We start from the raw sequence: 25,499 nt of genomic DNA, 5'->3' as shown, positions 1-25,499 counted from the left end.
TAGTTATTTTATCTTTCGCCCCCCGCCCCCGGAGGGCTTTTTTTTATTGCATCCTAACTGATTTTATGTTAATTTTTGCACATCATTGATCAATACCTGAGAGTACACATTCCTATGCACCCGGTATTTTTACCAATGAGGAAAACAAATTAACCAGAATCAAGCACCCGTGAAGAAAACATTTTTTTGTATCGATGCCCACACCTGTGGGAATCCTGTGCGACTGGTAGCCGGTGGAGGACCTGTACTCCATGGCGCCACTATGAGTGATAAGCGCAACCATTTTTTACAGGAATACGACTGGATCCGCAAAGGACTGATGTTCGAACCGCGCGGACACGACATGATGAGCGGCAGTATCCTGTATCCACCACATGACCCGTCGAACGACGTGGCGGTTTTATTTATCGAAACCAGTGGTTGTCTGCCTATGTGCGGGCATGGTACGATCGGGACCATCACCATTGCGATTGAAGAAGGACTCATTACTCCTAAGATTCCAGGCATTGTACGCATGGAAGCGCCCGCCGGCCTGGTCATCATCGAATACAAACAGGAAGGCAATAAAGTAAAGAGTGTCAAACTGACCAATGTTGCTTCTTATCTGGCGGCTACCGATCTGGTAGTGGAATGCCCTGATCTGGGCCCACTGAAAGTAGATGTTTCTTATGGAGGGAATTACTATGCCATCGTAGATGTGCAGGAAAACTTCCCGGGGCTGGAACATTATACAGCTTCTCAGTTGATTAGCTGGGCGCGTGAATTGAGAACCCGTATCAATGAGAAATACACTTTCGTACATCCTGATAATCCTCACATCAACGGTTGCTCACATGTACTCTGGACGGGTCGTGTGCTGGATCCAACTTCTACTGCACGGAATGCTGTTTTCTATGGTGATAAGGCGATTGACCGCTCCCCCTGTGGTACCGGTACCTCGGCACGCATGGCGCAGTGGTATGCAAAAGGGAAACTGAAGAAAGGAGATGCTTTTGTTCATGAGAGTATCATCGGTTCTAAGTTTATTGGTACTATAGAAGAGGAAACGACGGTAGGTGGTATGCCTGCGATCAGACCGGGTATTGAGGGATGGGCGAGGATTTATGGATATAATACGATATCAATAGATCCGGAGGATGATCCGTATGCATATGGGTTTACTGTATTGTAATTAGCTTTTAGGCATCGCCCTTTGGGCGATGCCTAAAAGCGTGAATGTTTTTGTCGCCCGGAAGGCGACAAAAACATAAAAAATTTAAACGAAATGAAGATCATCATCATAGGCGGCGGCATCATCGGATTATCCAGTGCACTTTATCTTCAATCCGCCGGACACAATATCACTATCGTAGATCGTACCGACATGCTCAACGGCTGCTCTTATGGCAATGCCGGTTATATCTGTCCCAGCCACTTCGTACCCCTCGCTACACCCGGTATCGTATGGCAGGGCCTCAAATGGATGCTCAATTCAAAAAGCCCGTTTTACATCAAGCCGTCTTTAAATAGCAGCCTTGTAAAATGGGGACTTCAGTTTTACAAAAGCGCCACTACATCTCATGTAGAGAAATCCGCCGTTCCTTTAAGAGACATCGCTTTACTCAGCAAACATCTCTATGAAGAATGGACGAAACTACCCGGCCTGGAATTCAGCTATGACCCTACCGGTATGCTGGAACTCTTCCAGCGCGAAGCCAACGCGCACCATGCTGAACACACCATCAAAGCTGCTAAAGAACTGGGCATCGATGCACAACTCATAGACAAAGCAACGTTACAACAAATGGAACCCGATACGGAAATCAACGCCCTCGGTGCGGTGTATTTTCCCGGCGATGCTCAGCTCTATCCAAACCAGCTGATGTCCAGCCTGATCACCTACCTGAAAAGTAAAGGTGTCATATTCGAAGGTAACAGGGAAGTGACAGGGTTTACTAAAAACGGCGTTATCACCAGCAAAGGCAATATAGAAGCTGACCATATCATCGTCGCCGCCGGTGTATGGAGTGGGGAATTAGCAAAGCTTTTAAACCTGAATATACCCATGGTCGGAGGTCGTGGCTACTCCGTTACCTACGAAGACGCACCATGGAAAGTAAGAAGATCTGTGATCCTCAGCGAAGCCCGCGTAGCTATTTCCCCGATGAATGGCAATAAGATCCGTTTTGGTGGTACCATGGAAATCACCCCTGTGAACACGCCTCCACGTATGGAAAGAGTACAGGGCATTCTCGAATCAGTGAAAAGATATTTCCCTGCTTACGACATTCCATTACCCACGCAGGATAAAGTATGGTATGGCTATCGCCCTTGCAGCGCAGATGGTCTGCCACATATCGGTACATTGAAAAACTATCCGAATGTCACAGTGGCCACCGGTCACTCCATGCTGGGTATCAGCCTGGGTGCCGCCACTGGTAAGCTCGTGAGCGAAATTATCAACGGCGATCAGTTATCCATGGATATCACACCGTTCAGGGTAGACCGATTCTAACATATACAAACTCATTATACATGAAAAGACTCATTCTCTCGATGATGCTGGGGACCACCATGCCCGTATGGGCACAACAGAAGGATATCAGCGATCTGCTCATTCACTACGAAGCAGACAGGGGCAGCTTATACCGCTTTTACCAGATCGATGAATCACCGGAAAAAAATTCCCGCTTTATAACATTTAACAACGACTACCTGGCCCAACTGGAAGCGGTCAACTTCGATGCACTCACCACTGATGGCAAAGTTGACTACATCCTCTTCCGCACAAAACTCAAAGAAAACATTTACCACCTGGACGAAGCCAGTACACAGGTAAAAACACTGGCACCCTGGTTTCCCATAGCTGACAAAATTTACGCTGCTGAAAAGATCAGAAGAAGAGGTGGCAAGCAGGATGCGCAGGCATTGGCAGGCACCTATAGAGAAATGGCCCTCGCCATCAAAGAAAAAGAAAAACAGTTAACCAATAATACAGACCTCAACATCTACCTGCTGCGCAGAGGCGAGCAGGTAACCAAAGGTCTGCAGGAAGCGATCCATAGCATTCAAACCTTTTACAATGCCTATGATCCCCTGTTCACCTGGTGGATACCTGCTCCCTATGCACAACTCGACTCTGCATTGACCAGTTATGCCAATGCATGGAGAACGAAAATGAAACAAGCTCCGGGTACTAAAGACGATGGCAGCGGCATTACCGGTCATCCTATTGGCAGAGAAGAACTGATCCGTCAGTTACAAACTGAACTGATCCCCTATTCTCCTGAAGAGCTGATCGATATCGCTAACAAGGAGTTCGCTTTCTGTGACAAAGAAATGCTGAAAGCCAGCCGTGAAATGGGCTTTGGCGATGACTGGCACAAAGCACTGGAAAAAGTAAAGAACACTTATGTACCTGCCGGCGATCAACCGGAAGCTATTATGAAACTCTACAACGAATCTGTAGACTTCATCAAAGGCCACCACCTCGTGACCATTCCACCACTGGCAGAAGAAACCTGGCGCATGATCATGATGACGCCTGAGCGTCAGCTGGTGAATCCATTCTTTACAGGAGGAGAGGAGTTAAGTATTTCCTATCCTACGAACGATATGGAAGAAGCAGATAAACTCATGAGTATGCGTGGCAACAACCCACACTTCTCCCGTGCTACCGTGCACCATGAGCTGTTTGCAGGGCATGCCTTACAGGAATTTATGACCAACCGTTATAAGACGTATCGTCACTTTGAAACCCCTTTCTGGATAGAGGGCTGGTCCCTCTACTGGGAAATGCTGCTGTGGGACCTGAAATTTCCACAGTCACCCGAAGACCGCGTAGGCATGCTCTTTTGGAGAATGCATCGCTGTGCCAGGATTATATTTTCCCTCAATTACCATCTTGGTAAATGGACGCCGCAACAATGTATCGACTTCCTCGTAGACAGGGTAGGGCATGAAAGAGCCAATGCCGCCGGCGAAGTACGCCGTTCTTTCAAAGGTGATTACAGTCCGCTGTACCAGGTAGCGTATATGATTGGTGGCCTGCAATTCATGGCCCTGAAAAAAGAACTGGTAGACAGTGGTAAGATGACTTACCAGCAATACCACGATGCGATTATGCAAAATAATATGTTGCCAGTAGAGATGATCAGGGTGATCCTCGAAAACAAAACGATCACTAAAGATTTTAAATCGAACTGGCGCTTCTATTAACCGGTTAAATGGCATTGACGCAAGATTTTAAAATCAACAAACTGGTGCTTCTATTAACCCATTAAACGACTTTGACGCATGAAAATACCCGCTATATTCTCCTTGTTGCTACCGGTAGCTTTTTGTTCCGCACAGTCTTTTTCTCCTATGAAAGACAACGGTAAGATGAAGGTAAAGCCTGTTGTAAAATTACAGGCATATACGTTTCCGCTGGAAGATGTGAGCATTGCCGCAGGCCCATTTAAACAGGCCATGGAAGCAGATGAGCGCTTTCTGCTGGTAATAGAGCCTGACCGGCTGTTGTCCGACTTTCGGGTACATGCAGGATTAAAAGCAAAAGGAGAACGATATGGTGGCTGGGAAAATTCCGGACTGGCAGGACATACCTTAGGGCATTATCTTTCTGCCTGTGCCATGGAATATGCAGCCACTGGCGACAAGCGTTTTCTCGACAAAGTAAATTATATCGTACAGGAACTGGACGAATGTCAACAAGCCCGCAAAACAGGCTACCTGGGCGCCATACCGGGGGAAGACTCCGTATGGGCACAGGTAGCTGCCGGCAAAATTAAAAGCCGTGGTTTTGACCTGAATGGTGGCTGGTCTCCCTGGTACACCGTACATAAGATCATGGCTGGTCTGCTGGATGCCTACCTGTATTGTAATAACAATACAGCACTCACTGTAGAAAAGAAAATGGCTGACTGGACTTCAAAAGAAATCAATCACCTGCCGGATTCCCTGATCCAGAAAATGCTGCTTTGCGAATATGGTGGTATGAATGAAGTATTGGTGAATACGTACACGCTCACGAAAGAAAAGAAATACCTGGACCTTTCATACAAGTTCCACGATGTACGCATTCTTGATTCACTCGCAGCACAACTGGATGTATTGCCCGGCAAGCATTCCAATACACAGATACCAAAGGTATTGGGTTGTATCCGTCGCTATGAAGTAACGGGTAAAAAGAAAGACAGTGTGATCGCAGGTTTCTTCTGGAACACGGTGACACAACATCACAGCTATGCACCTGGTGGTAACAGTAACTACGAATACCTGGGCCCTGAGGATAAGCTGAACGACTACCTCACCGACAATACCATGGAAACCTGCAACAGCTACAATATGCTGAAGCTAACCCGTCATCTCTTCTCCCTGCAACCGGATGCACATTTCATGGACTTTTATGAAAGAGCTTTATACAATCATATTCTTGCCTCACAGAATCATGCAGATGGTATGATGTGTTACTTTGTTCCTTTGCGGATGGGTACCCGCAAAGAATTCAGTGATACATTCAACACCTTTACCTGCTGTGTAGGCAGTGGAATGGAAAACCATGTGAAGTATGGCGAGAGCATTTACTTTCAGGGGGCCGATGGCAGTCTGTATGTGAACCTCTTCATCCCTTCACGCCTGCAATGGAAAGAGAAGAATGTAGTTATAGAACAATCAACTTCACTGCCTGCAGATGATAAGGTAGAATTGACGATCAATACAAAAGAACCATCCACCTTTGCCGTGCGCATCCGCAAACCCCGCTGGGTACAACCGGGCTGGCAGATTGCAGTGAATGGAGAAACGGATAAAGGTGTGACAATGGGCAAAGATGGTTACATCATTGTAAAACGTAGCTGGAAAAACGGAGATAAGATCACGTTGCAATTGCCCATGAACGTGTACAAAGAAAGTATGCCAGACAATCCTGACAGGATCGCCCTGTTCTACGGCCCTGTTGTTTTAGCAGGTGTATTGGGCAATACAGAACCCGATCCGGTGACGGGTATTCCTGTACTCGTTACAGCTGACAACAACCCAAATAACTGGGTGAAAAGCGATCAGCCGCTGGTATTCCACACTACGCAAACCGGCCAGCCCAAAGACCTGACACTGGTGCCATTCAATACCGTTTCAAAAGAATATTACAGTGTATACTGGGATGCTTTTACCCCGCAAACCTGGGCAGTGCAACAGGAAAAATATGAGGGTGAAAAGAAACGTCAGCAACAGATAGAAGCAAAGACGGTAGACATGCTGAGAGTAGGGGAGATGCAGCCGGAAAGAGACCACAACTTTGGTGGCGAAAAGACCCTGAATGGTGAAGAGCATGGGCGTAAATGGAGAGCGACAGAGGAAGATGGTTACCTGGCTTTCACTATGAAAACAGATCCTGCAGCCACCAATAGTTTGCTATGCAATTACTGGGGAATGGATAACCGTTACCGCAAATTTGATATCCTGATAGATGGGGTGAAGGTCGCGACAGAGGATCTGAACCAGTACAAAGCGAGTAAGTTCTACGAAATTGTATATACGATACCGGTGGAGTTAACGAAGGGTAAAAAACAGGTAACTGTTACAATGAAAGCAGGCCCGCACAATAGTACGGGCCCGGTATATGGTACGATCAGAATGATGAGGGATTGACATTATTTAATGTTGATCCCCATTCCAACTGTGATCTGCTGAGAATGCCAGTGTACATCACCACGATCAGCCGGATGTACATTCAGTACATCGTTGATGCCATACACATAACGGCCAAAGAAATGTACGGTAGATACTGCTATCTGTACACCTGCCACCGCACCGATATCGCTCTTGGTCAGTGCATCTCTGTTGCCTTTGAATATGTTTTCATCAGCATATACGAGGTAGCTGTACTGACCACCTGCGAGGAGGGTGAAGTTCTTAACCGGACTGTAACGCAGTAACAAAGGTACAGTCACATAGCTGAGTCTTAACTTATCGTTGCCATACGTGTTCCTGTCTGAAACGAAGTAAGTAGGAAAGCTACTTGCTTTCTTTGCTGCCGCCTGAGTAAAGAGTAATTCAGGCTGGAAGCCCCATTTACCGTCTTTTGACAGATCCCATTGGGCATACAGACCGCCCTGGAAACCTGGCTTAACCCCTGATTGCATGCCATCTCCTTGAATACTGGAAAACATCAGGCTGGCTTTTAAACCGTAATGAAATGTCTGCGCTTTGGAAGCCGTTCCAATAAACAGTGATAAAACACCTGCCAGTAATAATCCTTTTTTCATAGATAATATTTGCTATTTGACAATTTTATAAATTTTTCAGGGTTGAAAAAAGGCTCCACCCTTTAAAATATAACCTAAAATTTATTCGCGGGCAAACTTACGTAATTCATCATAATACCTAATTATAATTAAATTAAAGTTTGTCGATATTTTTAGATACCCTATCACGAATTGAGTTTAAAAAGATCAGACATAATGGGATGAATGGGTAAAAGTTATCTATGAAAGTTGTAATTTAATCTCCGAATAGCCTAAAAATATCGCTCGCTAATTTTTCGTTATTATTGCACAAAATTCCCTTTTTACATATATATGGAGATTATTATCATTGTCGTGCTTTCTTTGGCGATCATCGTTTGGCTACTTTTTACAATACATCAATACAGGACTCGCATTGCCGTTATGGAGAGTCAGATGGGTTCAGGTAATCAGGCGGTCGATTTGTTAAGACTGGACATACAGGAAAAAAAGGCATTGGCAGAAGAGCTGAATGCCCGTATGCAAATATTGCAACAGGAAAATATCCGTCTTCATAGTGACGCAGAGGCCCGTGAAACGCGGCTTCGGGAGCAACAACATTTTATTGAACAATCTAATTTACAACTCAGGGATGCGTTCAGTGCTTTATCTACAGAGGCATTGAAGCATAATAACAATTCATTTGTAACACTGGCCAAGGCGGCGCTTGAAACACAGCTCACAGATGCCAAAGGTGATCTTGAAAAGAGACAACAGGCGATTGATAGCATGGTGAAACCGCTGAGTGAAAGTCTGCAGCGATTTGACGATAATATGCGCCAGCTGGAAAGTTCGCGGCAGCAACAGTATGGACAGATCAATCAGTTCATACTCGGTGTACAGCAAAGTACGGAGAAGTTACAGAAGGAGACACATAGCCTGGTGAGTGCGTTGAAGACCTCTCATATACGTGGTAAGTATGGGGAGATTGCCTTGCGTAGGGTAGTTGAGTTCGCTGGTATGACAGAGCATTGTGATTTTAATGAGCAGGTGTCTGTAAACAGCGATGAGGGGCAGTTAAGACCAGATATGATCATTCATTTGCCGGAGGGGAAGACGATCGTGGTGGATTCAAAAGTACCATTGAGTGCTTATATGAGAGCGTTTGAGACGGATAATGAAGATGAGAGGAAGGCGCTGTTTGCACAACATGCATTGGCGGTTCGGGATCACCTGAAAAAATTAAGTGCAAAAGCATATTGGAGCCAGTGGAGTCATTCACCGGATTATGTTATTTTGTATTTGCAGATAGAATCTTCTTTTGGTGCAGCTTTGCAGGCAGATCCTACTTTGATTGAAGATGGTATCCGGAACAGGGTAGTATTTGCCACACCGACCACACTGATCACATTACTGCGTACCGTAGGATTTGTATGGCAGCAGTTGCATGTGGCAGAGAATATCGAAGAGATCAGGAATGCGGGGATTGAGCTGTACAATAGAACGAATGTACTGGTGCAGCATTTTACAAAAATAGGAGGTAGTCTGACGTCGGCAGTCGGGCATTATAATAATGCAGTCGCCAGCCTGGAAAGCAGGTTTGTACCGCAGGCGAAGAAACTGTATAATTTAGGCCCTGCGCTGAAGAATACTATGCCGGAGGTGAAGGCGGTAGAGACGGCGGTCAGACATTTGCCGGAACAATTAGGCGAGAGTGAGGAAGGAATGGATAATGAAACTCTCGAAAATTAGAATATAAATTATTTATTTTGTGGCGTGCCGGTGTTTAAGCACCGGCACGCATTTTAATTACTAAACCACCCACGTAAAATGGTCTACTCAACTAAAGGTCTGAAAAGAACTATGGGCTTGCTATGCCTATCCGCCTCCCTGCTGCCGGCATCAACCCGGGCGCAGGACAAAACAGAAACGATCAACCGTAAAGGTTACACCCTTGTCTTTACAGATAAGAGTCCTGACCTCGACTCCACAGTCAAAGCGCGGCTGATCAGCACCTTCTTCACCGTCTATCCGGCCGAAGCGAAGAAGTACAACAAGCACACGGTAAAGAAAGTAGATTTCGTTATCGACCCTGCCTACGACGGCGTTGCCGCTACCAGTGGTTCAGTGATCACTTTCAACCCGGAATGGTTCCGTAAGCACCCCGGTGATATCGATGTAGTAACACACGAAGGGATGCATGTGGTACAGGCCTATCCGGAGTATAACCCAGGCTGGCTGACGGAAGGCATTGCCGATTATGTACGCGCTACCATGGGGGTAGACAATGCCGGTGCTAAATGGACCCTGCCGGAATACAACGAAAAGCAGTCTTACAAAAATGCTTATCGTGTCACCGCCCGCTTCCTGATCTGGCTGGAAAAGAACAAACGCAAAGACATGGTCCTGAAACTGGACAAGGCGATGCGCACCAACACCTACACAGACGGAATCTGGAAGGAACTGACCGGTAAGACTGTGGATGAGTTGTGGAGCGAATATGCCGCAAATCCGGCCTTGTAGCCGTTGGCCCATGTTGAAAAAGAGTATTAGTCTACTAAATTAATATAGTATATTTGCTATTACCTTTTATCAACTAAAAAAAACATACATGCAAACCCGTAGTATTACTTGTGTATTGTCTGTTTTCCTGAGCTATGCCACGCTGTCGACAGCACAGCAAAAACCAATCACTGGTTATAACAGCAGTGAATCTGCCGCACAGCTACAGTTGGAGACCCGCTTCGACAAACTGCTTTCCGCAGCGGCCATCGGAGATAACATCAGGACGCTTTCTGCTTACCCACATCATATAGGCTCTGCCCGTGGAAAGGCCGTGGCTGAAGACATTGCTGCCAAATTTAAAAGTTATGGCTTTGAAACGAACATCGTCTCCTACCAGGTGCTGTTTCCTACGCCAAAAACAAGAGTGCTGGAACTAACCGGTCCCACTCCCTATAAAGCTGTACTAAAAGAACCTGCATTGAAAGAGGACGGCACTTCTGCACAGGAGGGACAGTTGCCTACCTACAATGCATGGAGCGCAGACGGCAATGTCAACGGGGAACTCGTATTTGTTAATTACGGGTTGCCTGAAGATTATGAGTGGCTGGAAAGACAGGGGGTGGATGTAAAAGGCAAGATCGTCATTGCAAAATACGGACATAGCTGGAGAGGTATCAAACCTAAGGTCGCTTACGAACATGGGGCGATCGGGTGTATCATCTATTCAGATCCGGCGGATGACGGTTATACCCAGGGGGATGTATATCCTAAGGGTGCCTATAAAAATGAATACGGGGTGCAAAGGGGATCAGTCATGGACATGGTAATTTACCCCGGCGACCCGCTCACACCGGGTACCGGGGCTACGGCGTCTGCAAAAAGGCTGGATAGAACACAGGCACCAACCATCCTGAAAATACCAGTATTACCCATCAGTTATCACGATGCGCAGCCCTTGCTCAAAAGCCTGGAAGGCCCTGTAGCACCGGCGGCGTGGAGAGGTACATTGCCCATTACCTACCACATAGGGCCCAGTGTTGGCAAAGTGCACCTGGAACTGGCTTTTGACTGGAAATTAGTACCTGCCTATGATGTGATCGCCAAAATAAAAGGCGCCAAATACCCTGACCAATGGGTGATCAGGGGCAACCACCACGATGCATGGGTGAACGGGGCGTCTGACCCAATCAGTGGTATGGCGGCAGAACTGGATGAGGCGAAGGCCATCGGCCAACTTGTAAAAGATGGTTATCAACCTGCACGTACACTGGTGTACTGTGCCTGGGATGGCGAAGAACCCGGTTTGCTGGGATCTACTGAGTGGGTAGAAGATCATGCGCAGGAGCTGCAACAGAAAGCGGTGGCTTACATCAACAGTGATGGCAACGGCCGTGGCTTTTTGTATGCAGGTGGCTCGCATGCCCTGGAACCACTGGTGGCGGATATAGCACAGACAGTGGCCGATCCGCAGACAAAAGTGAGTATCTATGAACGCAAAAAAGCGGCAGATGTGTTAAAAGCCGGTAATGCCAAAGCGAAGAAAGACCTGCTGCAACAGCAACAGCTTACCCTGAGTGCACTGGGTTCCGGCTCTGACTATTCCTCCTTCTTACAGCACCTTGGGGTGCCTTCACTGAATATCGGTTTTGGTGGGGAAGATGAAGGGGGTGATTACCACTCTATCTTTGATAGCTGGGATCACTATCGTCGTTTCGGTGATCCTGAATTTGCCTACGGCGTAGCGCTGGCACAAACCGCGGGCAGAGCCACCTTACGGCTGGCCGATGCACCAGTACTACCTTTCAACTTCAGCAATCTGCAAAAAACCATTGCAGGATATGTAAAGGAACTGGATGCACTGGTGACAACCATGAGAGAAAATACGGCTATCGAAAATGAACTGATACGGAACCGCCAGTACGACCTGGCAGCAGATCCGCAGGAAAAGGTAAAGGCGCCGGCTACAAAGGCGGAGGTACCTTACCTGGATTTCTCTCCATTGCAGAATGCATTGGTGGCACTGGATACAGCCGCGCACCATGCAAATGTAAAGGCAGCAGGAACAGGGGATAAGGCAGCTATCAACCAGGCATTGTATCAGGCGGAGCAACAGCTGTTGGTAGCGAATGGTTTGCCACGGAGAGACTGGTATAAGCACGCTATTTATGCACCGGGTTTTTATACCGGGTATGGGGTGAAAACGGTACCGGGTGTGAGAGAGGCGATAGAGCAAAGAGATTGGAAAGAGGCACAGGAACAGATTATCATAGTAGCAGGTGCGATCAACAAACTGGCAGCTTATTTAGAAAAGATTTAAAGCCGCTATCGAAAAGATTTCAAGCCGGCCGCTAGTTGCAAAAGAAACGAGGGGTATCATAACTAAATGAAACTCCTGAGAAACGCATCAAATGGAATCTGGCTCCACCAGGTATCCGAATTAAACGAGGGTATATCTGACTTTTGATATACCCTCGTTTTTTTTGCAACTTGTGTATAATGTGGCACTATATTTACGGCCTTATACACCGCACAACAACGAATGGATGAAAACTAGTTCTACTTTCAGGAGAAATTTGCTAATTGGATTCGGCTTATCCTTATTCCTGCTGATCATCAGCTCCGTCGCATCATTTTTCAGTATTAAAAACCTGATGGAAAGTGCTGCCTGGGTGGACCACACCAATCAGGTGATCCAGGGCCTTGAAAACACTATCTCCTACATGAAGGACGGGGAAACAGGACAAAGAGGCTACCTGCTTACAGGCAATGATGAATTTCTCGATCCTTACAGGGGAGCATACGACAGTGCAATAGCAGGTGTGCAACAGGTAAGGCTACTAACTGTGGATAATCCTCCACAACAAACCTCAATAGAACAGTTACGACTCCTCATTATGAGGAGACAGGCACTCCTTCAAAGATCAGTAGAGGCAAAAAAAATGGGTAGGAATATCAGCTATGATACCCTGCAAAGTGGTCGTATGATCATGGAAGATGCACGTAATATCGTGAAGGTGATGGAAGCCAGGGAAAAATCCCTCTTACAGACACGTACTGATCGTTTGAACCGGGTATCCGGCTATACACCGATCCTAATTGTGATCGCAGCCATTCTGGCCTTGCTGATCACTTCCGTATTTTATGTAAGGGTAAAACGGGATTTCGAACTCCGTACAGCATTACAGCATGCTTTAGAAGCAAAAGACAGGGAAATCACACGTCGTATCGATATCATACAAAATATTGCTGAGAAGATTTCGGCAGGCGACTATGCTACCCGTGTGAATGATGAAGAAAAGGATGGGCTGGGTAGTCTGTCTTTCTCGCTTAATAAAATGGCGGCTTCCCTTGAAACATCTTTCAACCTGCTGAACGATAAAGAGTGGCACCAGACGGGGGTAGCAGGACTGAATGATAAAATGGTGGGAGACAAGACGGTAGAATTGCTCACTGCACACATCATCGAATTCCTCGCTGAATATACCCATAGCCAGGTAGGCGCTCTATATATAAACGACTCTAACAGGAGAATGTGGCTCACCGGTAGCTATGCTTTCGTACCAACGCCAGATAGAGCAGAGATCAAATTGGGGCAGGGGCTGGTAGGTCAATGTGCCGCCAGTGCCAAAACGATTTTACTCTCCGATGTGGCGCCTGAAAACATCAGCATTAGCTATGCTTCCGGCGAAATAAAACCTGCCGGCATCATCGTAGTGCCTATCAATTTCGAAGGCAGAATTAAAGGTGTGATCGAACTGGCCAGCCTGACTCCGTATACGAAAAATGATATCTCGTTCCTGGAAGAAGTAGGCCACAACATTGGTCTCGCCATCATCACGGCCGAAAACCGCCGTCGTATGCAGGAACTGCTGGAAGAAACACAGGCACAGTCAGAAGAACTGCAAACCCAACACTCCGAACTCGAAAATATCAATACAGAGCTGGAAGCTCAGGCCCAGAAACTGCAAGCCTCTGAAGAAGAACTCCGCGTACAGCAGGAGGAACTGCAACAGGCGAACCAGGAACTGGAAGAGCGCTCCCGCATGCTGGAAGATAGAAATCAGGTGATCGTAGAGCGTAACCTGGAAATCCAGAGAAAGGCAGAGGAACTGGAAGTGAGCACGAAGTACAAATCAGAGTTCCTTGCCAATATGAGCCACGAGCTCCGTACCCCGCTGAACTCCATCCTGCTCCTGAGCCGTCTCATGGCTGAAAACAACGAAGGCAACCTGGTAGACGATCAGATAGAATCTGCCCGTGTGATCCAGAGCTCCGGCAAGGGCTTGCTGAACCTGATCGATGAGATCCTGGATCTCTCCAAGATCGAAGCTGGTAAGATGGACCTTGAAATGGCCAATGTACCGGTACACGAGATCTGTACAGACATGGAATCCCTGTTTGCGCCGATTGCCAGAGAAAAGAACCTCATATTCAATGTAAACATTCTGGCAGATGCCCCGGCACTGATCGAAACAGATAAAATGCGACTGGAACAGATCCTGAAAAATCTGCTTTCCAATGCGCTGAAGTTTACCGCCAAAGGAGGTGTGACCCTGCAGGTGGGCCTGATGCCTGACCAGCCGGGCTATGTACGTTTTGCAGTGAGAGATACCGGTATCGGTATTCCAAAAGATAAACAGGTGGTGATCTTCGAGGCCTTCCAGCAGGCAGATGGTTCTACCCGCCGCAAGTACGGTGGTACGGGATTGGGTCTTTCCATCAGCCGTGAACTGACGAAGTTACTACATGGTGAACTGAAGCTGGATTCAGAACCTGAACATGGCAGTGAATTCATGGTGATCATCCCCATACGTCCACAGGAAGTGGAGAAGAATGTGATACCAGAACCTACACAGGAAGAAGCAGAAAAAGTATGGCAGGAAGCGCAGCAACCTGTTAATAAATACGCTGACTTTATCGCGACTGATATTCCGGAAGAAATACCAGATGACAGAAACGATATTACCGCGAATGATAAGATCATCCTCATTGTAGAAGATGATACGAGTTATGCCCGCATATTGCTCGACTTTACCCGTAAGCGTGGGTATAAAGGGATCGTGGCAGTAAGAGGTGATCAGGGGTTGGAATGGGCGTTGAAATACAAACCGGTAGCGATCCTGCTGGACATTGTTTTGCCTATTCAGAGTGGCTGGCAGGTGATGGATGCCCTGAAATCTAATCCGGCTACCCGTCATATTCCGGTACACATCGTATCGAGTATGGATGCGAAGCGTGAAAGCTTACAGAAAGGGGCGGTAGACTTTATCAATAAGCCACTGGCACTGGAGCAGATGCCACGCATCTTCCAGCAACTGGAAGAAGCCCTGAGCAAAGGCCCCAAGAAGGTACTGATAGTGGAAGAGAATCCGAAACATGCGCAGGCGCTGGCATACTTCCTGGAAAACTTCAGTGTAAGTACAGCAATCACGGGCAATATCAGCAGCAGTATCACCGCCCTGCAAAAGCAGGATGTGAACTGTGTGATCCTGGATATGGGGGTACCAGACCAGCATGCGTACGAAACGCTGGAAACAGTGAAGAATAACCCGGGGCTTGAGAATCTGCCCATCATCATCTTCACAGGTAAGAACCTGTCCCGTGCAGAAGAGCAACGCATTCGCCAGTATGCGGACAGTATTGTGATCAAGACGGCGCATTCTTACCAGCGTATGCTGGACGAGGTAGCACTGTTCCTTCACCTGGTAGAGGAAAAAGGCGGACAGAAACCCAGCCGTAAGCAACTGGGTAGTTTGAAGGAAGTACTGAATGGTAAGACGGTGTTGATAGCAGATGATGATGTACGTAATATTTTCTCCCTGACCAAGGCACTGGAACAACATAAAATGAAGATCGTATCGGCGCTGGATGGTAAAGATGCGATGCAGCAGCTGGAAAATAACGGGGAGGTAGACATTGTGCTGATGGATATGATGATGCCGGAAATGGATGGATATGAAACGATCCGCCAGATCCGACAGGTAGCCAGGTATCGCCACTTACCTATACTGGCGGTAACAGCCAAGACGATGGTCGGTGACAGAGAGAAATGTATCCGTGCGGGAGCTTCCGATTATATTTCAAAGCCGGTAGATATAGACCAGCTGGTATCCTTATTAAGAGTATGGTTGTACGATAATTCCCGTAACGCTTAAAAGACACATGAAAAAGATCCTGATCATAGACGACGATGCGCGTAACATTTACGCATTGAGACTGGTATTGAAGGCAAGAGGTTTTGAGGTATTAACGGCAGTGGATGCCCCGGCGGGGATTCAGATCCTAAAAGAAGGTGGAGGAATTAATGTGGTATTGATGGATATGATGATGCCGGAGATGGATGGGTATGAAGCGCTGTCCATTTTGAGGAATGACCCGGAACTGGCGGAGGTTCCTGTGATAGCGGTAACGGCACAGGCGATGGTCGGGGATAGAGAAAAGTGTCTGGCGGCAGGCGCGAATGGATATGTGAGTAAACCGATCGATGTGGATATACTTTTAGAATTATTGGCGCAACAATAATGACTTTATTTGATAGCCCTCTGCGAGACCTCGCAGGGGGCTTTTTTATACCTGGATAATTTGAACCCCTCCTAAAAAAAACTAAATCGTTTAAGCAATAAAGCGATCTTTGTTCAGTTAATAAATTGTAGGTTTATGCCCGTTTTAATGGTAAAATCTACATTAATTTACATGCCGGAATCAGCCATGGGCGGCTTAAAAAACGTAAAATATACCTGTTAACATGGTATTAACGTCGTGGAGATCAGGGAAATATGATATTTACGGTAACAACTGTTAACGATTTCCCAAAATTACGCTGTATGCAGTACATGGATGATTCGGTAATGCTGGCTGCCCTGAAAGGCGGAGATTTGAAAGCTTATCAGTATTTCTTTATGAAATATTATAAGCCATTGTGCCTGAAAGCCAGAACCATGCTAACGGTGATGGAGGAGGCAGAGCAGCTGGTACAGCATGTATTTGTACAGGTATGGGAGGAACAGCTTTATCTTGAAATAGACCACTCTATGGGTGGATATTTATATAAAATGGTTCATAACAGTTGTGTTAATCTGGTAAAGAAGAGCGATTCCGACGACCGCTTTTCCGCTGATCCCGGCTTATTGATGGTCCGCCACATTGAGTTCCCTTTACCGACACCCTATAGTGTGCTTAGTTTATCCGGCCCGGAAAAAGACCGGGTAGAGCAGTTTAGAAGAATAATGGAAAACGGTGTCCTTTATGCTAAACAGTTATGCAGAGAAGTACTCAGAACACTCAGGCTTCGTAAGTAATAAATAATAATGCCAACGAAAAACCTGTCGCCCCCAGTAGGTGGCAATTTTCCTTTTTAGCCCAATGATTCATAACGAAGAACATATCTTTCAACTGATACTAGAAAAGTTGAGCGGTGAAATAAGCCAGGAAAATCTCGACTACCTGAATAAGGTGGCCGGGGAGGATCCGAGTGTGCAACGCTGTCTGGATGAAATGGAAGACGCGCTGAATGCCGCAGGCCCCGGCTTTATGACGGATGTATACAATGAAATGGCGTGGGGAAAGGTGTTGTCCTTGCTGGATGCAGATCAGATGGATGGACAGCAGCAGGGAAGACACAAGGAGGAAGGACATTTTCAGGAAGAACATTTGCATGGAGAACATGTGCAGGAAGAACATTTGCATGGAGAACTGAAGGCCGGAGCACCTTCTTCTTCAGAAATTCCTGCACCTGCTGTCATACCTGAAGAACCAGTAGAACAGGTCAGGATTGTTAAAAAATCACCTTCAAAAATATGGCTGGCAGCGGCCAGTTTGCTTGTGCTTGTCCCGGTAGGATTGTTTTTCCTCCTTTCGGCGCAGAAAAATGGATCGCCTGCTTCATTGGCCAGTAATTCCCTGAATGAGGGGATGATCAAACTCCTTCTTGAAAACGGGGATACCATTGGTCTGCCTGAAAACAACAGTGCGGATATTGCTGCTCAGCAGGTAAAACTGCATCCCGTACCCGGTCAGCTCACTTTTACGCCTACCGGCAATGCCAATGGCCGGAACACCTTGCTGGTTCCTACGGGCAGAGACTACCGGGTAGTCCTTGCCGATGGTTCACAGGTACATCTCAACGCATTTTCCCGACTCCGCTTCCCCTTTGCTTTTAATGGCAGTACCCGGGAAGTCTACCTGGAAGGAGAAGCTTATTTCAATATCGCCCCTGATCCCCTGCATCCTTTTATAGTGCATACGGGTACAATCACTACCAAAGTACTGGGTACGGCATTTAATGTGAATGCCTATACAGATAGTATGGTCGTTACCTCCCTGGTACAGGGAAGTGTGAGTACAACCCGTAGTCAGGAAGCTGCTGTGTTGTTAAAGCCCGGTATGGAGACTGTGTATGCTTCAGGACACTCACAAATTGTGCGTGCATTTGATGAAAATATAACGCTGGGATGGCGCAAAGGAGAATATACTTATTATAATCAACCATTGAGTTCCATCGATGCAGTGATCCGCCACTGGTATGGTAAAACATTGGTTTTTGAAGATACTACACTGACTACTAAAATGCTCACAGGTGTGATAGAGAGAGACCATCCTATCACCGAATTCCTCGACGGTCTGAAAAAAACTTCTGGTATAGCATACCAAATTACAGCAGAGAAGATATATCTTAGTAGCAATAATTAAGAGGGTGTCTTTCATTGCCGGTAAACGGTTACTCCGCACTGCGGGTATTGCTGTTTTATCCCGGAATACAAGCCTTCCTCCGTATGAAAGCATTTACGTTGTGATATAAACTCAACCAATTCGATACTTGTCAAAAGTAAGCCAACATTAAAACTCAAGGATGGCGAAGCATGTTTGTAGCGCTATTGGAACCCTTTGTGTTTTATACCTATTTTTACTACCGTCTGCTGTCCTGGCCCAACCTGCTGACCACAGCGTGAAAGTAACGGTGGTGGGTAAACACTTTCCATTATCTGCTATTTTTAAAAGTATTTCAAAGCAGACTGGTTACTATTTTGTTTATGATAATGCTATCCTGGATGAGTCAGAAAAAGTAACTGTACACTTTCGAAAAGTACCCTGGGAGCAGGTATTACAAGTCGTTTTACAAAGTAGAAACGTTAGCTGGACATTGCTGAATAACAGGATCTTTTTACAAAAAACGGCGGATGTCAGCATTGTTCCCATACCGGTTCCTGCAAAGGATTCCCTGCCGTATGTGGTAAAGGGATACATCAGAACAGAAGGTGAACAACCCGTGCCCGGTGTAACCGTGCTACTCAAAGGTACCTCCCGTGGCATTACTACGGGAAACGATGGTACATTTGAACTGAGCCACCTGCCCCGCAATGCGGTATTACATATTTCATCACTGGGGTTTGCACCGCTGGATACGGTGTTGACACCTTTTCGTACACATGTGATCCACCTGTCAGAAGCTGTTAATAGCCTGGATGCCGCTGTGATAATTGGTTATGGTGCCAGTAGCCGCCGCCTGCTCACGGGCAATGTGAACCGCGTTTCCGCGCAGCAGATCGCTACCCAGCCGGTGGTGAATCCACTCACGGCCCTGCAGGGACAGATCCCCGGTTTACTCGTCATGAATGCCAATGGACTGCCCGGTGCTGAAATCAAAGTGTATATAAGAGGTCGTAATTCCATTGCTGCAGGCAATAACCCTTTGTTTATTATAGATGGGGTGCCTTTTGATATCACCCCGCTCAATGACCTGGATGAACTACAGGGTGCTATTAAGTATATCAGCCCGTTTAACAGCATCAATCCGGCAGATATAGAAAGTGTCGACATTCTCAAAGATGCGGATGCTACGGCCATCTATGGCTCCCGTGGGGCCAATGGGGTCGTACTCGTGACCACGAAGAAAGGGAAAACGGGAAAGCCCCTCTTTGACCTGAATATATCCCAGGGCGCCGGCCGTACTGCAGGATCTCTCAGCATGCTGAATACCACCCAATACCTGTCCCTGCGCAGAGAAGCTTATCGTAATGACGGCGTTACACCTACTGTGGCAGAAGCCCCCGACTTACTGCTCTGGGATACTACCCGTAATATGAACTGGCCGAAATACCTGACTGGTGGCACCGCCCCTGTTACCAATGTACAACTGAGTTATTCCGGGGGGAGTGAACGCACTACTTTCAGACTGGCAGGTAACTATTATAGACAGGGTTCCGTATTGCCTGCTGCATTGACGTATGCCAGGGGGGGCGGGCATTTCAGTATACAGCACCACGATGTCAGTGAGCGCTTTGAAATCAACAGTACGACTTTATTTACAACAGATAATAACCAGAGTATTTCCAACGATCTCTTTTCGCTGGTGAACCTGCCTCCTGATTATCCTATGTATGACCGCAATGGAAAGTTCTTCTGGGGTTCCTATCTCGATAATCCGGCAGCGTATTTAATACAACATGCGAATAGTCAGACAAGCAATTTACTGAGCAATGCCGTATTGCGCTATCGGTTATTGCCAGGGTTGTACCTGAAGGCCAGTGGCGGGTATGCCCGTATTGATATGCAACAGACCTTTTCCTTCCCGCAATCTTCACAGCATCCGGAAAATGCAGTGACCAGTTTTACAAGAGTGGCGGATAACAGAAGGGCGGGATATATTATAGAACCACAGGCCGATTACACCTTACGTATTGCCAAGGGGAGTTTGCATGCTTTGATAGGCGGCACCTTTCAGCGTACTCTGAGCAATGGGCAGTTTGCCGAAGGCAGGGGCTATGCAGATGAAAATCAGCTAGGCTCACTGAAGGGTGCGGATACCATTATCCGTAAGGCGGATACGCATGGGGAATACAGGTACATTTCTTTCTTTACCCGCTGGAATTACAACTGGCAGGACAAGTACCTGCTGAATGTGAGTTATAGAAGAGATGGTTCTTCCCGTTTTGGACCTGGCAGACAGTTTGGCGACTTTGGTGCTATCGGTGCAGCCTGGATCTTTTCAGAAGAACAGTGGATGCAGGGCCTGACCTGGCTGAGTTTTGGTAAACTCCGTTTGAGTGGCGGGATCACGGGCAATGACCAGATACCGGATTACCAATATAAGAGCAACTATGGGGTGAATGGAAATTACCAGAACAGTAGTACATTATCTCCTTTGCGCATTGCCAATGACGATTATAGCTGGGAGGAGAACCGAAAGCTGGAAGCAGCATTGGAACTGGGGTTTCTGCATGACCGGTTATTTTTTGCCATTGCAAGGTATGACAATTGGAGTAGTAATCAGCTGGTAGGGTATCAGTTACCGGGCATCTCCGGTTTTTCCAGTTACCAGGCGAACCTGCCGGCCATAGTACGCAACAGAGGTTGGGAGATAGAGTTGACAGCCACCATCATACGAAATAAGCAATTCGGCTGGAAGAGTACTCTGAATGCCACATTCTTTGGCAATAAATTACAGTCATTCCAGGGGTTAGCGGCATCTTCCTATGCAAATACATTGGTGATCGGGCAATCGTTGAACATTGCGAGGGGCTATCATTTTCAGGGGGTGAATCCGGAGACGGGTGTCGCTAAGTTTGAAGATGTGAATAAGGATGGCATGCTTTCCAGCGCCAATGATTTTGTAACGATATCTAACAAAGATCCCCGTTATTATGCCGGGATTACAAACGATCTTACTTACAGACAATTTTCGCTCAGTTGCTTTCTGCAATATGTACGGCAGCAGGGCAAAACATTTGTCAATGCGCCGGGTGGTCAGGGCAATGAAACCATTGCAGCACTTAGCCGCTGGCAGCACTATGGCGATCAGACCAATGTGCAGCGGGCCAGTGCCACGCCGGGTAATGAGGCGTATGATCTGAGTGCAAACCTGACACTGTCCAATGCTGCCTATATGGATGCTTCTTACCTGCGGCTCCGGAATATCAGTGTCTCTTATGAACTGCCTGTGACCTGGACAAAGCGGGCGCACCTGCGCAAGTGCAGGGTATATGCAGAAGGGCAGGACCTGTTCACCATTACACCATACAGTGGTGCAAACCCTGAAACACAGCTGGCACTGCCACCGATGAAGATCATCACGGGTGGTGTGCAGTTAACACTATAGTAAATGAGGTATGTAAGAATCATATTACTGGCGCTTAGCCTGGTCTCGTGCAGGAAACTGCTCACAGTGTCCACGCCGGACAGTGAGCAGAGTGCTGATGACGTATTTAGTGAAGATGCCAGTGCGGATGCCGCTGTGGCAGATATTTATTATACCATGGGTATGTATTACAATGGTAACTTACTGTCTGTGATCAATGGGATGACAGGGGATGAAGGGGGAACATTGAATGCGTACTATCAGCGTTATGTGAACAATAGTATTCCTTCGGATGATGCACAGATCAACCTGATCTGGAAAGCTTATTATAAAGCGATTTATCGTTGTAATTCAGTAATGGAAGGATTGTCGCAATCAACAAAGCTATCTCCAGAAAGGGTGCAGCAATGGACGGGAGAGGCAAAGTTTATGCGGGCATTGTGTTATTATTATCTCGTAAACTGCTGGGGGGATGTGCCATATATAACCACGACAGATGTGGATCAAACTGCGCTGGCGTATCGTATGCGAACAGATAGTATCTATGCATGGATGCAACAGGATCTACTCAGTGCGATCAACTTATTATCTGAAAAATATCCGGGAGCGGAGCATGTAAGAGCCAATAAATGGGCGGCCATGGCATTGCTGGCGAGGGTGGCATTGCAGGGTGGAGATGCTGCCAAAGCTGAATACTATGCATCGCAGGTGATTGATGCCGGCATGTATCGGTTATGTGTACCTGATAGTGCATTTCTATACAATAGTCCACAGGCAATTTTACAGATCTGGACCAGTGAAGGTTATACCTTACCCGGGCAAATGTTTATCCCGCTGGATGATGATGCATCTTACTATCCATTATCAGCGGATATGGTAGCGGCGTTTGAAAATGGAGATCAGCGCAGGGCATCGTGGATACGGTCTTTTGTATATGGCGGCGGTACTTACTATTATCCTTATAAATATAAAAAGCGCGGGGCTACAACCGGAGAAGACAAAGAATACCTGATGGTGCTGCGGTTTGCAGAGCAATACCTGATACGGGCAGAGGCGAGGGCACAACAGGATAATTACACGGGTGCGATTGCCGACCTGGATGTGATCAGGGCAGGGGCAGGATTAACTGCGCTGGATATTGTCAATGACCGTGCACATTGTATGGCAGCCTTAGCGCAGGAGCGACGGGCAGAATTATTTTGTGAATGGGGAGACCGCTGGTTCACCTTGCAACGCATGGGTACTATGAGTCAGGTGCTGGGTGCTTTGAAACCCGGTTTCTGGAAAGACTGGGCGGCATATTACCCCATTCCGCAGCAGGAGCGGGACAAGGATCCTAATTTAACACAGAATCCCGGGTATCAATAGCAAAGCTATAGATGTAGTCTCTGCATTGTACCACCAGTTTATCATGGAAGATATTGATGCGGAGTACTTTTTCCGGTTTCAGTGGCAGGTAGAAACTACCCAGGTATTGATTTGTATGAATGTCATATTTGTCAATCGCAGTATTGTTGCTGAATTTCCCTTCTGCTTCGTGGTCTCCTTTCAGGAGGGAGTGTACGAACAACTTTCCTTTATATACAAAACTCGCATTGTTGATCATCGGGTCAGGTCCCTGGCTGGTGAACACATGTTCCTTGCGGGCAGTGGCTTCGGCCAGCTGGTAGCGGAAGTGGCTGGAGGTATCGATGGTATGGCCTGCCTGTAATTTTTGCAGGGAGGTATCGAAGCTGAAGAACTGATTGACGTAATAATAGGTATAGATGAGTTGTTTGGTAGCGGTGTCGTAAATAAGGCTGCCGTCAGTACTCACGCCTCCGTCCTGGTGCAGGATAGAGAGGTTCTTTTCGGTAGTAATAGTATTGGTGGAGGTATTGATTTTCAGGAATTGCTGATCGGATATTTTCCTGTCCAGTTTGCGGAGAATGAACTGATCGGGAGCGATGGCAATGGCCTTTGAAAAGCCGCCGGGAGGAAGTCGGAAGATCTGTGCGTTGCCACCGGAGAGGGGTAGGGTAATGATAGCCGGCATGTTATAGCCATAGATGTGTACGAAGGGAGAATCGATGGTAGTGTAGAAATACGTTTGCAGGGAATCGAGGAGTCCCTGCGAGAGGGTGATCCTGATCCGCTTGGGGTGTTGAAAATGGTAGTCCGTACAGAGAATGACGGTAGGGTCTGTGGTGGTGAAAAAGAGTTGGGTGGCGGTAGCGCCGCTTACGAGCTGGATGCTGTCGCCGGTAGGCATATTGCCCAGTGGGGTGAGGAAGTGAGCTGGCCGGATGGATCTGTCAAATCCATTGCTTACTTTATTGGGCAGTGGCGCAGACATTACCAGAAAAGTGACGATAGCGATGGCGCTGAGGAGGAGGAAAGAGAGAGTTAAAATAGCTTTGCGCATGGTTATTTGTTATATGAAATGGGGGCTGATGCTGATAGGATCAGCCCCTGAAAATTTTAGGAATGTTGGCTTATGGGCGATAGATCACATTATAGCCATTGTCGATATCCATGGCACATACGATCCTGTTCCCGCCAAGGCAATACTGGATTTTAATATCGCTGGCGAGGCCCGTTACTAAGGTACCCTCCCACAGTATCCAGGTGATTACACGTTTTTGGTTGGCAAACGCGGAACCGGCCGCCAGAACAGCGGCGAGCAGGGTGATACTAAGGGTCTTTTTCATGGTCTTAAAGATTAATGTAGTTGATAAATGCCTACTCTTTTCTACAGGTTTTCGGCGGTTCCTGACAATGTTCTTCATAGATGCTTCTTTACATGCAATAGGATGCCGATGGTAGTTATGATTATGAACGCTGAATTAAATATGATATGAGCCTGCCAGGAGAGGTGTTGGAGCACGCCTCCGCAGGAACAGGGTATATAAGGGCTGTACCTGAGCATAGCGACCAGGTAAATAGTGAACAGGCAGAGTAGAAAAAAGGAGCAATATAGGCCCTGTAAACGGGTTTTATTGACCAATAGCAGACCGGCAATGACGAGTTCTCCCAGGGGCAGTGCCCATGCGATCATATTCGAATATTGGGTAATGAAGGGAGATTGGCTGAGTTGTCTGCTGAATACGGAATAATCCAGCAATTTGCTGATACTGGTATATACAAACAGGAAAACCAGCAATGCTGATATTAGTTCAATCCATCTTTTTTTAGGCATAGGGCTAGAGATGGGGACTAATATAGGGCTTATTTTTAATTTGTTTGTAAAAAAATAAGGACCGTAGTAACGGTCCTTATTAAAATCTTCACCTTATATCTCGTTTCCTCAATTCCTGCGCCTGCGTGACCAGATTCACCGGAAAATGTTCTATCACATATTCATCAAATCCTATTCCCAATCTTCTCGCGTCTCTTTCCATATTTTCCAGTTTTTCCAGCATGTGCTGCTGGTGACGCCTGATATGTTCCTCATTAGAAAAATCGCTTCCGTGTGGGGTTAACCAGGCTTGCTGTAAGGCCACCTCGTTGCGCAGGGCTTCGAATCGTGTGTCCATCTGAAGAAAAGCAGTATGAAAATATTCCAGCTTTTCCAAGAGGGAACGATCAAAGTGATACTGTAAAATATTGGCTAACTGGGTTTTAAGGTTGATATTCCGGTTTTCCAGTACGGCCAGTTGTTTTTTGCACCTGTCAAGGGCATTGCGCAAGTCTTCCATCGCTAAAAATCTTATCAGTTCAAAGATACTTAGCGTCTGTTT

18 protein-coding genes are annotated in these 25,499 nt (G+C 46.9%); 13 read left to right on the top strand and 5 right to left on the bottom strand.

Annotated features, from left to right (window positions below; translation table 11 throughout):
• Positions 1 to 169: 169 nt before the first annotated feature.
• The 4 genes from BW716_RS06950 to BW716_RS06935 all read left to right on the top strand — a co-directional run bounded on the left by BW716_RS06950 (position 170) and on the right by BW716_RS06935 (position 6,627).
• A complete protein-coding gene (locus BW716_RS06950) occupies positions 170 to 1,171 on the top strand; it encodes a 4-hydroxyproline epimerase (RefSeq protein ID WP_083721805.1) in 1,002 nt (333 codons plus the stop codon).
• Positions 1,172 to 1,264: 93 nt separating this feature from the next.
• On the top strand, positions 1,265 to 2,494 hold the full coding sequence (locus tag BW716_RS06945; RefSeq protein WP_083721804.1) for an FAD-binding oxidoreductase: 1,230 nt from the start codon (positions 1,265 to 1,267) through the stop codon (positions 2,492 to 2,494).
• Positions 2,495 to 2,514: 20 nt separating this feature from the next.
• Positions 2,515 to 4,197 carry a DUF885 family protein gene (locus BW716_RS06940; protein ID WP_083721803.1) on the top strand — a complete coding sequence of 561 codons (1,683 nt, stop codon included), beginning with the start codon at positions 2,515 to 2,517 and terminating at the stop codon, positions 4,195 to 4,197.
• Between the two features lie 78 nt (positions 4,198 to 4,275).
• Positions 4,276 to 6,627 (top strand): glycoside hydrolase family 127 protein, encoded by a 2,352-nt coding sequence (locus BW716_RS06935; RefSeq protein WP_083721802.1) that lies wholly within the window; start codon positions 4,276 to 4,278, stop codon positions 6,625 to 6,627.
• Positions 6,628 to 6,629: 2 nt separating this feature from the next.
• Here BW716_RS06935 and BW716_RS06930 read toward each other — a convergent pair whose 3' ends face one another.
• On the bottom strand, positions 6,630 to 7,244 hold the full coding sequence (locus BW716_RS06930; protein WP_083721801.1) for a porin family protein: 615 nt from the start codon (positions 7,242 to 7,244) through the stop codon (positions 6,630 to 6,632).
• 312 nt (positions 7,245 to 7,556) lie between these two features.
• Between BW716_RS06930 and rmuC the strand changes: the two genes are divergently transcribed.
• The 9 genes from rmuC to BW716_RS06885 all read left to right on the top strand — a co-directional run bounded on the left by rmuC (position 7,557) and on the right by BW716_RS06885 (position 23,148).
• Positions 7,557 to 8,954 carry a DNA recombination protein RmuC gene (rmuC, locus tag BW716_RS06925; protein WP_083721800.1) on the top strand — a complete coding sequence of 466 codons (1,398 nt, stop codon included), beginning with the start codon at positions 7,557 to 7,559 and terminating at the stop codon, positions 8,952 to 8,954.
• A 78-nt stretch (positions 8,955 to 9,032) separates the two neighbouring features.
• Positions 9,033 to 9,725, top strand: a complete 693-nt coding sequence (locus tag BW716_RS06920) for a basic secretory protein-like protein (RefSeq protein ID WP_083721799.1) — start codon at positions 9,033 to 9,035, stop codon at positions 9,723 to 9,725.
• An 88-nt stretch (positions 9,726 to 9,813) separates the two neighbouring features.
• Complete coding sequence (locus BW716_RS06915) at positions 9,814 to 12,024, top strand: transferrin receptor-like dimerization domain-containing protein (RefSeq protein ID WP_083721798.1); 2,211 nt, start codon at positions 9,814 to 9,816, stop codon at positions 12,022 to 12,024.
• A gap of 226 nt (positions 12,025 to 12,250) precedes the next feature.
• Complete coding sequence (locus BW716_RS06910; protein WP_083721797.1) at positions 12,251 to 15,862, top strand: response regulator; 3,612 nt, start codon at positions 12,251 to 12,253, stop codon at positions 15,860 to 15,862.
• A 7-nt stretch (positions 15,863 to 15,869) separates the two neighbouring features.
• Positions 15,870 to 16,229, top strand: a complete 360-nt coding sequence (locus BW716_RS06905) for a response regulator (protein WP_083721796.1) — start codon at positions 15,870 to 15,872, stop codon at positions 16,227 to 16,229.
• Between the two features lie 302 nt (positions 16,230 to 16,531).
• The gene (locus BW716_RS06900; RefSeq protein ID WP_179091020.1) at positions 16,532 to 17,005 is read left to right on the top strand and encodes a sigma factor; all 474 of its coding nucleotides are present in this window, start codon (positions 16,532 to 16,534) and stop codon (positions 17,003 to 17,005) included.
• A gap of 109 nt (positions 17,006 to 17,114) precedes the next feature.
• Positions 17,115 to 18,395 carry a FecR family protein gene (locus BW716_RS06895; protein WP_220388720.1) on the top strand — a complete coding sequence of 427 codons (1,281 nt, stop codon included), beginning with the start codon at positions 17,115 to 17,117 and terminating at the stop codon, positions 18,393 to 18,395.
• Positions 18,396 to 18,555: 160 nt separating this feature from the next.
• Entirely contained in the window at positions 18,556 to 21,801 is a 3,246-nt protein-coding gene (locus tag BW716_RS06890) for a SusC/RagA family TonB-linked outer membrane protein (RefSeq protein ID WP_083721793.1), read from the top strand.
• Between the two features lie 3 nt (positions 21,802 to 21,804).
• Complete coding sequence (locus tag BW716_RS06885) at positions 21,805 to 23,148, top strand: RagB/SusD family nutrient uptake outer membrane protein (protein WP_083721792.1); 1,344 nt, start codon at positions 21,805 to 21,807, stop codon at positions 23,146 to 23,148.
• On the opposite strand, the gene BW716_RS06880 is transcribed toward BW716_RS06885, so the two are convergent.
• From BW716_RS06880 to BW716_RS06865, 4 genes are all read right to left on the bottom strand, one after another.
• A complete protein-coding gene (locus BW716_RS06880) occupies positions 23,117 to 24,184 on the bottom strand; it encodes a hypothetical protein (RefSeq protein WP_083721791.1) in 1,068 nt (355 codons plus the stop codon). The genes BW716_RS06885 and BW716_RS06880 overlap by 32 nt on opposite strands.
• Before the next feature lie 70 nt (positions 24,185 to 24,254).
• Positions 24,255 to 24,470: a hypothetical protein gene (locus BW716_RS06875; protein ID WP_143708765.1), complete on the bottom strand. Its 216-nt coding sequence runs from the start codon at positions 24,468 to 24,470 to the stop codon at positions 24,255 to 24,257.
• A 74-nt stretch (positions 24,471 to 24,544) separates the two neighbouring features.
• Entirely contained in the window at positions 24,545 to 24,958 is a 414-nt protein-coding gene (locus BW716_RS06870; protein ID WP_083721789.1) for a MauE/DoxX family redox-associated membrane protein, read from the bottom strand.
• Positions 24,959 to 25,046: 88 nt separating this feature from the next.
• Positions 25,047 to 25,457 (bottom strand): hypothetical protein, encoded by a 411-nt coding sequence (locus BW716_RS06865; protein ID WP_083721788.1) that lies wholly within the window; start codon positions 25,455 to 25,457, stop codon positions 25,047 to 25,049.
• Positions 25,458 to 25,499: the final 42 nt, after the last annotated feature.

It is taken from the genome of [Flexibacter] sp. ATCC 35208, from assembly GCF_001975825.1.
Taxonomy (GTDB): Bacteria; Bacteroidota; Bacteroidia; order Chitinophagales; family Chitinophagaceae; genus Chitinophaga.
This window is presented reverse-complemented; position numbering and strand designations above follow the sequence as displayed.